The organism is Oerskovia sp. NPDC060338, assembly GCF_042726295.1.
Lineage (GTDB): Bacteria > Actinomycetota > Actinomycetes > Actinomycetales > Cellulomonadaceae > Oerskovia > Oerskovia merdavium.
In genome coordinates, this window is the sequence record NZ_JBHXCQ010000013.1 from 103,932 (window position 1) to 116,122 (window position 12,191).

Annotated in this window: 10 protein-coding genes; 5 read left to right on the forward strand and 5 right to left on the reverse strand. The window is 74.1% G+C overall.

The features are described 5' to 3' along the window. Positions 1 to 19: 19 nt before the first annotated feature. The 4 genes from ACFWGN_RS16635 to ACFWGN_RS16650 form a co-directional block, all read right to left on the reverse strand. Positions 20 to 958 carry an energy-coupling factor transporter transmembrane component T family protein gene (locus tag ACFWGN_RS16635; RefSeq protein ID WP_377618340.1) on the reverse strand — a complete coding sequence of 313 codons (939 nt, stop codon included), beginning with the start codon at positions 956 to 958 and terminating at the stop codon, positions 20 to 22. Continuing rightward, on the reverse strand, positions 955 to 2,799 hold the full coding sequence (locus tag ACFWGN_RS16640) for an ABC transporter ATP-binding protein (protein WP_377618341.1): 1,845 nt from the start codon (positions 2,797 to 2,799) through the stop codon (positions 955 to 957). Before ACFWGN_RS16640 ends, ACFWGN_RS16635 begins: the two co-directional genes overlap by 4 nt. Beyond that, entirely contained in the window at positions 2,799 to 3,839 is a 1,041-nt protein-coding gene (locus ACFWGN_RS16645) for a cell division protein FtsQ (RefSeq protein WP_377618343.1), read from the reverse strand. Before ACFWGN_RS16645 ends, ACFWGN_RS16640 begins: the two co-directional genes overlap by 1 nt. Positions 3,840 to 3,914: 75 nt before the next feature. Continuing rightward, positions 3,915 to 5,735: an HAD family hydrolase gene (locus ACFWGN_RS16650; protein ID WP_377618345.1), complete on the reverse strand. Its 1,821-nt coding sequence runs from the start codon at positions 5,733 to 5,735 to the stop codon at positions 3,915 to 3,917. A 119-nt stretch (positions 5,736 to 5,854) separates the two neighbouring features. On the opposite strand from ACFWGN_RS16650, the gene ACFWGN_RS16655 reads away from it, so the two are divergent. The 3 genes from ACFWGN_RS16655 (at position 5,855) to ACFWGN_RS16665 (ending at position 10,087) form a co-directional block, all read left to right on the forward strand. Then, on the forward strand, positions 5,855 to 6,835 hold the full coding sequence (locus ACFWGN_RS16655; protein WP_377618346.1) for a LacI family DNA-binding transcriptional regulator: 981 nt from the start codon (positions 5,855 to 5,857) through the stop codon (positions 6,833 to 6,835). Positions 6,836 to 7,034: 199 nt separating this feature from the next. Continuing rightward, complete coding sequence (locus tag ACFWGN_RS16660) at positions 7,035 to 8,552, forward strand: MFS transporter (protein ID WP_377618348.1); 1,518 nt, start codon at positions 7,035 to 7,037, stop codon at positions 8,550 to 8,552. Continuing rightward, positions 8,549 to 10,087, forward strand: a complete 1,539-nt coding sequence (locus ACFWGN_RS16665) for a M20/M25/M40 family metallo-hydrolase (RefSeq protein WP_377618349.1) — start codon at positions 8,549 to 8,551, stop codon at positions 10,085 to 10,087. Before ACFWGN_RS16660 ends, ACFWGN_RS16665 begins: the two co-directional genes overlap by 4 nt. Positions 10,088 to 10,136: 49 nt before the next feature. Here the strand turns inward: ACFWGN_RS16665 and ACFWGN_RS16670 are convergent, their stop codons facing one another. After that, complete coding sequence (locus ACFWGN_RS16670; protein WP_377618351.1) at positions 10,137 to 10,841, reverse strand: TetR/AcrR family transcriptional regulator; 705 nt, start codon at positions 10,839 to 10,841, stop codon at positions 10,137 to 10,139. Between the two features lie 169 nt (positions 10,842 to 11,010). Here ACFWGN_RS16670 and ACFWGN_RS16675 point away from each other — a divergent pair, with 169 nt between their 5' ends. Both ACFWGN_RS16675 and ACFWGN_RS16680 read left to right on the forward strand, forming a co-directional pair. Then, on the forward strand, positions 11,011 to 11,589 hold the full coding sequence (locus ACFWGN_RS16675; protein WP_377618353.1) for a hypothetical protein: 579 nt from the start codon (positions 11,011 to 11,013) through the stop codon (positions 11,587 to 11,589). 73 nt (positions 11,590 to 11,662) lie between these two features. Then, positions 11,663 to 12,091 (forward strand): hypothetical protein, encoded by a 429-nt coding sequence (locus ACFWGN_RS16680; protein WP_377618355.1) that lies wholly within the window; start codon positions 11,663 to 11,665, stop codon positions 12,089 to 12,091. The last annotated feature ends 100 nt before the right edge of the window (positions 12,092 to 12,191 follow it).

Here is a 12,191-nt window from a genome sequence, read left to right on the forward strand (position 1 = left end):
GATCGCCCTGCCCGCTCCCTCAGCCCAGCACCGGCCAGGTCGTACCCACCACGAACGCCGCGACCACGACGACGAGCGACGTCGCGAGCAGCGCGACGTCGCCCGCCCCGAACGCCAGGTGCGCGAGGCGGATGCGTCGGCCGGCGTCGTCACGCCGCTCGGTCGTGAAGCCCTTGGTCTCGAGGGCCTCGACCGTCGTCCGTGTCCGCTTGGCCGTGTTGAGCATGAGCGGGTAGAACGACTCGACGACGATGAGCGAGACCCGCCGTGCGGTGCGCCAGCCGAGCAGGCCGTGCCGGGTCGCGCGTGGTCCGCGCAGACGATGGCCGTCGACGATCGTGTGGAACTCGTCGATCAGCAGCGGCAGCATCCGGTAGCCGTAGCTGACCCCGAACCCCAGCATCGCGGGAGCGTGCAGCGCGAGGAGGGCGTCGGAGAGCTTCTCGGGGTCGAGGGAGACGAACGCGGCCATGCTCACGAGCGAGACCGTGCCGAGCTTGAGCGTGATGACCGCGAGCCCCTGGATCGCGGTCGCGTCGCCCTGGAGGAACCAGACGAGCGCCAGCAGGTAGAGGCACTGCCCCGCGATCCCGAGCGCGAACACCCCGAGCAGGAGGGGCCCGATCCTTGCCGCGAGGGCGGTGCCCGCCGCGATCACGAACAGGATCGCGAGCACCGTGAGGTCGTACGTGAACCACGGTGCCAGCCCGCACAGCGCATACCAGAAGAGCACCGCGCGCGGGTCGCGCCGGGCGAGGAACCCGCCGCGCGTCGCGTAGGCGACACGCATGAGCTCGAGCTTGATCCACTCGAGCGACAGTCGTTCGCTGTCGGCCCGGCGGAGTCGCGAGGACCGCCCGCGCCCGGCACCGGTCGGAGGGGGAGCGTCGGTGCGTGGTGCCGGGCGCGGCGGGACCTGCGCGGACAGCGTGGTCGTGCCGCCGGTGGTGCTGCTCACGAGAGCCTCCCGTTGGTGCGTAGGGTCGCGTCGGGGGTCGTGGTCCGCAGGGACAGCCGGGCCACGAGCTCGGGCACCGACAGCGGGGCGGGCTCCAGCCCGAGGGCCGCCCCGAGCTGGACGACCTGTGGTGGGACGAGGCGGGCCTGGCGCAGGAGGTCCTGGCGCGAGAAGAGGGTCCGGGGGTCGGTGTCGGCGATGACCTGCCCCTGGTCGAGGACGATCACCCGGTCCGCCCACTCGGCGACCAGGTGCATGTCGTGGGTCGCGATCACGGTGCACCGGATGTGCGCCGCGAGGGCCGCGAGCATGTCGATCACGTCGTCGCGGCTGCGCAGGTCGAGGCTCGACGTGGGTTCGTCGAGCAGCAGCAGGCGGGGCCGCATCGCGAGCCCGACGGCGAGGGTCGCCCGCCGTTGCTGGCCGCCGGACAGCAGCCGCCCGTCACGGTCGGCGAGGGAGGTCAGGTCGACGCGGTCGAGGACCTCGGTCACGAGCGACGCCGTGCCCGGCACCCGACGTCCGGCGGGGTGCATCGCGACGTCTGCCCGGACCGAGTCCTTGAGGAACATCTCCTCGGGGCGCTGGCACAGGTAGCAGACCGTGTCGGCGAGCTCAGCGGCCGAGACGGTCCGGGTGTCGGTCCCGTCGACGCTCACGCTCCCTGCGTCCGGGACGTCGAGCCCGGACAGGAGCTTGAGGAGGGTCGACTTCCCGGCACCGTTCGAACCCACGAGCGCCACGCGCTCGCCCTCGTGCAGGTCGAGGTCGAGCCCGTCGATCACGACCGAGCGGGGACCGGCGAGCGTGCGGTAGGCGCGGGTGACCCGCTCGACGCGGGCGATGACGGGGCCGCGGTGCGGGGCCGTCGCTCCCGGAGCGCCGGTGCCCTCGCCCGGAGCGTCCGCCGCCTGGTCGTCTGCCACGGAGCTGTCCGCTGCCGTGCCCCGGTCCGGACCCGACCCCGACGGCGTCGCCGGGGCCGGGGCCGGGGCCGGATCGGCGAGCTGCCGGTCCCGCAGCCACTCGATCGCCGCGGGGACGGTCGAGGGCACGGGGCCGTGCGGCTCGAAGGCCCGGGCGACCGCGGTGACCTGCGGGACCGGGATGTTCGCGGCCTCGAGGTCCTCGGTCCGGGCCAGGGCCTCGGCCACGGGCAGGTGCCAGCGGGGGAGCCCGTCGGCCATGAGGACCACCGACCGGGCGTAGCGGGCCACGAACTCGGCGTGGTGCTCGACCACGACGATCGTGATGCCGAGCTCCCGGTTGAGCCGCGACAGGTGCTCGTAGATCTCCTGGGCGCGGTGCGGGTCCACCTCGGCCACGGGCTCGTCGACCACGAGCACCGAGGGGGTCAGCGCGATCGCACCGGCGATGGCCGTGAGGTGCTGCTGGCCTCCCGAGAGCTGCCAGGTGAACCGGTCGGCCAGCGAGGTGATGTCGAGGGTCTCGAGCGCGGTCGTCGTCCGCTCCCGCCAGTCGGCCAGGCCGAAGTTGACGGGGGCGAACGAGACGTCGTCGCGCACCGTGGGGCGCACGAGCTGGTTGCCGAAGTCCTGGAAGACGTATCCGACGCCGTGCGAGAGCTCGGCGACCCCCACCTCGGCCGTGTCCTGGCCCAGGACGTGGACCGAGCCCTCGAGGTCGCCCGACCAGAAGTGCGGGACCAGGCCGTTGAACGTCTTGCACAGCGTCGTCTTGCCGGACCCGTTGCCGCCGACCACGGCGACGAAGTCGCCCGCCTCGATCCGCAGGTCGACCCCGCGCAGCGTGTCCTCCTCGGCGCCCGGGTAGCGGAACGTGAGCCCGCGGACCTCGATCGCCATGGCCGGCGCGGGCATCAGACCTCGCCTCGGTCCGCTGCGTGCTGCTGCGAGGCCGAGGTGAGCGGCGCACCTGCGTCGCGTCGCCGTCGGGCTCGCAGGACCGCGACCAGCACGCACGCCCCGGCGACCGCCAGCGCGGCCACCGTGAGGGCCACCCAGAGGTAGGCCGTGCCGTACTCGTCGACGAAGTCGGGCTGGAACGCGCCGAGAGTCATGAGGCCGCCCTCGCGGCCCACGAACTCCTCCCACTGCGAGACCACGCCGATCGCCACGGCCCCGAGCAGCGCCAGGACACCGATGAGCCAGAACGGCGTGCCGCGCGGCCCGACGAGCCGCGGCGGGTTCTGGGGGGCGCGCGGACGCAGGCCCATGAGCGGCTCGATCTTCCCGTAGAGGCGCGGCGCGAGCCACATGGCCGGCAGGGCACCGAACAGGACACCCGTGATGAGCAGCGCCATGACGAGCTCGATCGACTCGGACACCAGCACCGCCTGGAACAACCCGTTCGACTCCTCGAGCGTCTCCGGGTCGATCCCGATCCCGACCTTGGCGAGGTCGATGAGCCCCGAGGAGACCTTGTCGATCGAGACCAGGGCGAGCGCCGCGGCGAAGAGCTGACGACGGTTGCGCGGGTCGCGCACGATGCAGCCCGCGACGTAGATGCCCAGCAGGAGCTGGAGGAAGCCCTCGAGCTCGCCCAGACCGCCGAAGTCGCCGAGCAGCATGTCGGAGAAGACCATCTCGCCGAGCGGTGCGCCGATCGCGACCCACAGCGGGCAGAACAGGGCGGCGAGGACCACCGGGATGAACGCGAAGTACGCGACCTCGAGCTCGAACGGACCGACCTCGATGCTCGGCACGATCCCGGTGACGATGTCGGAGACCCCGAACAACGTCATCGACAGCACGAGGATCATGAGCTTCTGGGAGCTGCTGATGCCGTCCGGGTCGTGCAGGCGGCGGCGCAGGGCGCTCACGGGCGCGGCCGGCCTCCGGGCGGACGACGGGGGCGGGGACTGACGGGCCGGGGCGGTGGAGCTCGCGGAGCCGTTCATGGTGTGCCTTCCTGGGGCGGTAGGTGCTGCGGTGGGTGACGGGTGGTGCGTGAGGGGAAGGGCGTGGGCTGCCGGTCAGCCGTCGTGCCGCCGCGGGGGCGTCGGCGACGGCCGTGACGCGGGGGCCCAGAGCGCCAGGAGGTCTCCGACCTCGGCGATCACGTGGTCGGGCCGGAGGGCGCCGTCGGCCGAGTCGAGGGTCGCGTCGCTGCTCGACCCACCGCGCACGAGCACGACGGTCCCGACGCCCGCGCCGCGCGCGGCCAGGACGTCACGGTGGGGCTTGTCCCCGACGAACCACGCGGACCGGGGGTCGGCGCCGAGCGCGGTCAGGGCCGTGCGGGCCGTGACCGGGTCGGGCTTGCGGTAGCCGAGCTCGTCCGAGTAGACGTGCACGCCCACGAGGTGGTCGATCCCGAACGCCTCGAGCTCCTCGCGGACCGCTCGTCCGCAGACCGTGTTGGACACGATCGCGACGGGGACCCCGCCGGCGCGCGCGGCCTCGAGCACGTCGCGCACCCCCGGGCGCAGGGTCGGCAGGCTCTTGGAGCGCGCGTACTCGAGGATCAGCGCGTACGCCTCGGCGCGCAGCCAGTCCTCGATCCCGTCCCCGAGGTGGGCAAGGGCCGGGCCGACCAGCTCGACCCAGAAGGTCGTCGCGTCGATCTCCTCGACGTCCTCGACGAGCCCGGCCGCGGGGTCCGCGGGAGTGCCCGCGGCGGGTGCCCCCTCGTGCCGGTCCTTCCAGGCGCGGTGGCGCACGCGCGCGCCGGCCACGGCCTCGACCGCCTCCTCGGGCGAGAGTGCGTACCCCGCGACGGCGAGCCGCTGCGAGAGGTGCCGGCCGAACGCGAGGCGCGCCGCGTCGTCGGGCACCGAGGTCACGACGACGCCGCCGTGGTCCAGCAGGAGGGCCGACGGGCGTCCCGCGGGCGCGTCGGCCGCCTCCGTCGTCGCGCCGACCGCCGCCTCCGCCGCGGCGCCCGGCGCCGCGCCCGGCGTCCCCGCAGGGCGGGTCGACGCGCGCAGCAGGTCCGCGATCCCCTCGGGGGTGTCGAGCACGGCATCGGCCGTGTCGGTCACGGGGTAGGGCGGGACGTCGCTGTGGTGGCGCGTGAGGATCACGGCCCCGACGTCGGCGCGGCGTCCGGCGACCACGTCGCGGTCGAGCGTGTCGCCCACGTACCAGGTCCGCTCGGGGGTCGTGCCGAGAGCGCGCGCGGCCATCGCGATGATGCCCGGGTGGGGCTTGCGGAGGCCGACCTCGTCCGAGTAGACCTGCACGCCGAACGCCTCGTCGAGGCCGTGCGCGGCCAGCAGCGTGCGGTGCGCGCGGCCCGAGTGCGCGTTGGACACGATCCCGACCGTGACGCCGAGCTCGGCCGCGGTCGCGAGCAGCTCGGGGATCCCGGGGCGCACGGTGTGCTCGCTCAGGGTCGCGGTCAGACGGGCCAGCAGCGTGCCCGCGCTGCCTGCGAGGACCTCTCGCGCGGCCAGGGGCAGGGGCGAGGCGAGGAAGTCGTGCCAGATCGTCCGGTGGTCCAGCTCGAGCGGCGCGAGGCGCCGGCTCGACGCGTTCTTCCAGTCCTTGAGAGCCTTGACGCCGCCGCGCAGGACGGGCTCGAGGGTCTCGGGCGACCAGCGGTGGCCTGCGCGGCCGAGCACCTCGCTGAGGTGGGTCGCGAGCTCGCCGTAGCCCTCGGGGCGCTTGGTCGTCTGGAAGATCACGCCGCCGAAGTCGAGGAGCAGCGCGTCGGGGCGCGCGCCCAGGCCGGGCGGCGTGCGGCGGGCTGCGACACGGGGCGCGACGCTCGCGAGCGTGAGGATCGCGCCGTCGTCGGCCGGGTCGGTGGCGCCGGGGAGCGGCGCGGGGCGGGTGAGGTCGGTCGTGGTCACAGTGGGACCGTAGGTACGGGAAGCGACGGCCCGGCGTCCGCCCGGTGTCCGGGAGGCGAACCACGCCCGAACTTCTGGAACGTTCCAGTTCCGAGCCGACGAGAGGGGACAATGGACCGGTGAACCCCCGCCCGACCCTCCTCGACGTCGCCGCTCACGCAGGCGTCTCCAAGTCGCTCGTCTCGCTCGCCCTGCGCGGCGACCCGGGCGTCAGCGAGCGCACCCGCGAACGCATCCGGCGCGCGGCCGACGACCTCGGCTACCGCTCCAACGCCCTCGCGCGAAGCCTCAAGCAGGGCCGCACGATGCTCATCGGGGCCGTCCTGTCGAGCCTCGACAACCCGTACCACACCGAGATCGTCACGGGTGTGGAAGAGGCCGCGGGCACCGCAGGCTTCTCGGTGCTGCTCGTCCACGGGTCGCGCGACCGCGGGCACCTCGCGCGCCACCTCGACACGCTGCTGGGCCTCAACGTCGACGGGCTCGTCGTCATCAGCTCCTGGCTCGAGGAGGAGCACCTGCGTGCCGCCGCCCGCCGCGCACCCGTCGTCATGGTCGGGCGCCCGCTCGGCGCGGTCGACGGCGTCGACACCGTGACCAACGACGACGCCCGGGGCGCGGCGCTCGCGGTCGACCACCTCGTGGGCCTCGGGCGCTCGCGGATCGCGCACGTGAGCGCGAGCGCCCGCCCCGCCGGCCTCGCGCGCCGAGCGGGCTACGAGGCGGCCATGCGTCGCCACGGCCTGGCCGAGGCGATCCGGGTCGTCGGCCCCGACGCGCCGGTCGCGGACCTCGTCGCGGACGGCTACCAGGGCGTGTTCGCGCGCAACGACGTCGAGGCGTTCGACGTCGTGGACCACGCGCACGACCAGGGCCTGCGCGTTCCCGAGGACCTCGCGGTCGTCGGCTACGACGACTCGGCGCTCGCCCGGCGGGCCCGGCCCCGCCTCACGAGCGTCCACCAGCCGCGCGGGCGCATGGGGGCGCTCGCGGTCGAGCTGCTGCTCGAACGGCTGGGCGGTCGGGGCGAGGACCGGCACGAGGTGCTCGCCCCGCGCCTCGTGGTGCGCGGGTCGACGGTCGCGCCGCCTCCGGCGTGACGGCGTCCTGACCGGGGAGGCGGCCCCCGAGGGCGTGCTGCGCCCCGCCGGCGGACGGGCGGCCGGGGCCCCGACCTCGACATCTACGTGAAACGTGAAGTACCTAGTATCCTGCCGAGCGGTCCAACGGCGGGCCAGGTACAGGCCGGTCCCACCCGGCCCTGCGGAGGCGAACATGTTGCGAGGCGTTCCAGGACGCGTGGACAGGGCCGGCAACGGCACGGCGCTCAAGGTCGGCGGGATCGCGGGCGGGATCGTCGGCTACCTGTTCTTCGTCGAGTTCACGAGCGGCATCCTCCAGGGCTTCTACACGCCGCTGCTGACCGACATCGCCCGGCACCTGAACATCCACGACGCCGACGTCAACTGGTTCGAGGCGGCCCAGCTGCTGCTCTCGGCCATGGTCGTGCCGGTCTTCGCCAAGCTCGGCGACATCCACGGCTACCGCCGGATGCTGCTCGTCACGACGGCTCTGACGGCCGCGGCCTCGTGGGCCGTGGCGTTCTCGCCGACCTTCTGGGTGTTCCTCGTGGCGTGGTCGCTCCAGGGGTTCTACGTGGTGTGGCTGCCGCTCCAGGTCGCGCTCGTCTACGCGCGCTCGCGCGGCCGTGCGGACGGCCCGTCGCTGACCCGCCGGGCGACCGGCGTGATCGTGGCCGCGCTCCAGGCGGGAGCGATCGTCGGGGCGCTGGCCGGCGGGCAGGCGGGCGCGCTGGCCCAGGACCGCCTCTGGCTGGCCCTGAGCATCCCCGCCATGGCCGTGACGGCCGTGTTCTTCGTGGTGTGGTTCCGCATCCCCGAGTCGCCCGAGAAGGGCGAGGGCACGCTCGACCGCGGCGGCGTGGTCCTGCTGAGCCTGACCCTGCTGCTCGTCAGCGCGGGGCTCACGTTCATGCGCACCAACGGCCTCGGCACGTGGTGGGCCTGGGGGCTCGTCGTGGTCGGGGTCGCGTCGCTGTGGCCACTGGGGCGCTACGAGCTGCGCCAGGCCGACCCGCTCGTCGACCTGCGGGTCCTGCGCCGACCGACCATGTGGCCCATCATGGTCACCGCGGCCCTGTTCGGGGTCAGCATCCTGGGTGCCCAGGGGCCGCTGTCGACGTTCGCGCGCACCGACCCGGAGGTCTACGGCTACGGCCTGGGCGCGTCGTCCATGACGGTCTCGCTGCTCGTGGGCGGGTACGTGGTCTCATGCCTGCTGGGGGCGCTCGCGTTCTCGCGCATCACCCGGCTGCTCACGCCCCGGCGCACGCTCATCCTCGCGGCCTCGCTCGTCGCGGTCGGCTACCTGCTGTTCCTGCCGTTCCACGAGACCACCGCGAACCTCCTGACGAACATGGTCGTCGCGGGGCTCGGGTCGGGAGCGCTCGTGGCGGCGCTCCCCGCGGCGGCCGCGGCCGCCGCACCCGTGGGGCGCACGGCCGTCGCGACCGGCCTGACGAACACGACCAAGACCATCGGCGGCACGTTCGCGTCGTGCGTGTTCGCGCTGGCCCTGATCTCGGGCACGCACGCGACGCTCGACGGCTCCGAGGCCACGGCCGGGTCCCTCAGCGGCTACATGATCGTCTGGACGACCTGCGGGGTCACGGCGGTCGTGGCGGCCGTGGTGCTCGCGTTCGTCCCGCGGCTCGCTTTCGCGGACGCCGAGGCGGCGCCCGTCGAGCCCCTCGTCCCCCAGCAAGCACCCGTCGTCGTCAAGGAGGCGCAGCAGTGAGCAGCAGGAGCACAGGACAGGGCCCGACGGCGGCACGCGCCGTCGCGGGCGCCCTCACCGCCGGGGTCCTCGCCCTGGTCGGCGCCGGGGTCGCCCGGGCCGCGCGGTTCACGCCCCAGGGTGCGGACGTGCGGACGGGCCGGTTCGCGGGCAGCGGGACGCGCGCGACCCGACCCCAGGACGAGGCGGTGCGCGACGACCCGGCGAGCTACGCCGTCGGGACGGCCGAGCGGCTCAGCGCGCTGGTGCGCATCCCGACCGTGTCCTCGCGCGTGCCCGGCGAGGAGGACCCCGCGGTCTTCGAGGCGTTCGTCGAACGGCTCGCCGAGCTGTACCCGCGCGTGCACGAGCGGCTCACGCTCGAGCGCGTCGCGGGCCACGGCCTGCTCTTCCGGTGGCGCGGCCGGCAGGGCGCGGCACCGGCGGCGCCCGCGGTGCTCATGGCGCACTACGACGTCGTGCCCGTCGAGGCCGAGGACTGGTCGGGCGACCCGTTCTCCGGCGCGATCCGGGACGGCGCGGTGTGGGGGCGCGGCACGCTCGACGACAAGGGGTCGCTCGTGGTGCTCCTGGAGGCGGTCGAGTCGCTGCTCGCCCAGCGCTTCACGCCCGACCGTGACGTCTACCTGTCGTTCGGGCACAACGAGGAGACCGCGGGGGACGCCGCACGCTCGGCCGTGGCCGTGCTGCGCGAGCGCAAGATCAGCCCGTGGCTCGTGGTCGACGAGGGCGGGGCGGTGGTCGAGGGGGCGTTCCCGGGCGTGACCGCGCCCACGGCCGTCGTGGGCGTCGCGGAGAAGGGCATCCTCGACCTCGAGATCAGCACGCAGTCGCTCGGTGGGCACGCCTCGACGCCCGTGCGCGGAGGGGCCACGGCTCGGCTGGCGCGCGCGATCACGCGCATCGACGACCACCCGTTCCCCCCGCACCTGCCCGAGCCGACGCTCGAGATGATCGACACGCTCGGGCGCCACTCGCCGTTCGGGCTGCGGCTGCTGTTCGCGAGCGCCCGCCAGCTCCGCCCCGCGCTCGCCCGGGTCCTGGGGACGGTGAGCCCCGAGACGAACGCCATGGTCCGCACGACCGTCGCGATCACCCAGCTCCAGGGCAGCCCCGGGGCCAACGTCCTCGCGGCGTCCGCGAAGGCCAACGCGAACGTCCGGATCGCGACGGGCGAGACGGTCGCGACGGTCGTCGAGCGGCTCCGCCGCGTCGTCGACGACCCCACGATCGAGCTGCACGTGGTCTCGGGCGAGGACCCCTCGCCCGTGTCGCCGACCGACGGAGACCAGTTCGCGCTGGTCCGCGAGTCGATCGGCGCGGCGTACCCCGACGCGGTCGTGACGCCCTACGTCATGCTCGGCGCGTCCGACTCGCGCCACTTCTGCGAGATCTCCGAGCACGTCTACCGGTTCAGCCCGTTCGCGATGACGCGCGAGCAGCGCGAGTCGATCCACGGCGTCGACGAGCACGTGACGATCGACGCGCTGGGGCGCGGGGTCGTGTTCTACCGGGCGCTGCTGCGGGGGCTGTGAGGCGTCGCGCGGGGGCGGGCCACGGCCGGCGCCGGGCCCGAGCGGCGCTTCAGCGCCAGTGCTCGAGCAGCCGTGCCGTGGTCTCGGTCGCCCGGTCGAGGACCTGCTCGGCGCCGTCGGAGGCCGCGGACATGAGCGAGGCGTCGACGAAGTGGCCCAGGAGGTCGACGTCGGTCACGTGCTGGTACCCGCTCGCGTCCAGGACGGTCCGCAGCGCGGCCAGGAGGCGCGGGCGGGAGGCCCGCATGATGGGGCGGAGAGCGGGGTCGCGCATCGCGGTCAGCATGGGGTCGAGGCGCACGTCGACGACCGAGTCGTCGACCGACGGCGCGTAGAACGTCTCGATGAGCAGGCGGGCCGTGCGGGTCGTCGAGCGCTCGCGGCGCGCGAGGGCCGCAGCACGCTCGGTCGCTGCCGAGCCCCGCAGCTCCTCGGCGGCCTCGACCGCAGCGGTGACGAGCGACGAGCTCGACGGGAAGTAGTACGAGGCCGAACCTTGCGGCACCCCGGCGGCCTTCGCGACGCGGCGGTGGGTCACGGCGGGGAACCCCTCGGCGATGAGCAGGCGGGCCGCGGCCTCGACCATGGCGCGCTGGCGGAGGTTGCTCCGGTCCTGCACGGGCGTGCGGGCCTCGGTGTGCCGTCGGAGCGGCGGCTGGGAGGCGGCCGGGGTCGTCGGGGAACCCGAGGGGTGGCCTGCGCTGCCGGGGTCGTCGTCGGGCCGGTCGACCGGTCCCCGCTGTGTCGCACTCACCGGCCCATCCTAGGGAGAAAAGGCGCATTCCGGCGCGAGATGTCGCGCGGGCACCGCCCGGACGCGGGCTCGGACGTGCGGGCCCCGTCGAACCGGTGCGCCGCCGGGCTCCGCCGCTGCTGTGACCAGCGAGTTTCGGAGGAGGGCGCCGAGCAAGGATGATGGACGTATGAGTACCTCGTTCCTGCGCCCGACGACGGCGCTCGCCGTCGTCGCGCTCCTCGCCCTGGGGGCGTGCTCGGGAGGCGGCGACGCCGACTCGGCCGAGTCCTCGCCGAAGACCGCTGCGACCGAGTCCTCGACCGCCGAGGACAGCGCGGCCGTCGACGCGGCGACCGACGCCGCCTCGGCAGCCGACGCCGACGCAGAGGCCGCCGCCGCCGCGGGCGGAGAAGCGGACCCGGCGGTCGACACGTCGTTCTGCGCCGAGACGGAGGCGGCCTGGGCCGCGGCCAACACCGCCCAGGTGTCGATGAGCGTCGAGCACCCCCGCACCCTGGTGACCGGCTTCGAGAACGCGCGTGTCGCGCTCACGAGCGTCGAGCCGCCCGCGGAGGTCGCGGCCGACTGGAAGACCGTCACGTCCTACGTCACGACCGCGGCCGAAGCCCTGTCCAAGGCCGACATCGACTCCGCGAAGTCGATCGTCGGCGCGCTCGACGACGCGGGCAAGGACCTCGACACCGACGCCATGACGGCGGCCTCGGGACGCGTGACTGCCTACCTGGACGCGACCTGCACCGGGTGAATCCGATGGGGAGAAGTCCCCAGGGCGCGAATTCTCGCCGTGATCCTCACAGGAATGCTTCAGGATGGTGTGCATGACCAACCGAAAGAACCTGACCAAGACCGTCGGCGGCCTCGCGACTGCCGTCCTGCTGACCTTCTCCCTCGCCGCCTGCAGCGGCGACGCCGACGTCAAGGCGTTCTGCGAGACGGGTGAGGGCTTCGAGGACTCGATGAACGACGTCGACGCGAGCGACCCCGCGGCCGCGGGCGAGGCGTTCGACAAGCTCGTGACCGAGCTCAAGGCCGCCAAGGCCCCCGAGGCCATCGCGGCCGACTGGACCACGCTGACCGAGGGCTTCGAGAACATGGGGGAGACGCTCACAGCACTCTCCGAGCTCGACCCCACGGCCGACGACTACATGGAGAAGGCCACCGAGCTCTCCGACTCGCTCCAGTCGACCGACTTCCAGACGGCCGCGGACAACGTCGAGAAGTGGACGACCGAGAACTGCGCGGCCTGACGTCCAGCCGTCCCGGAGGGGCGGGCCCGCAGCACGTGCTGCGGGCCCGCCCCTCTGTCGTCCTCGCGTGCGGTCGCGCGCGGCACCGGGTCACCGGGGG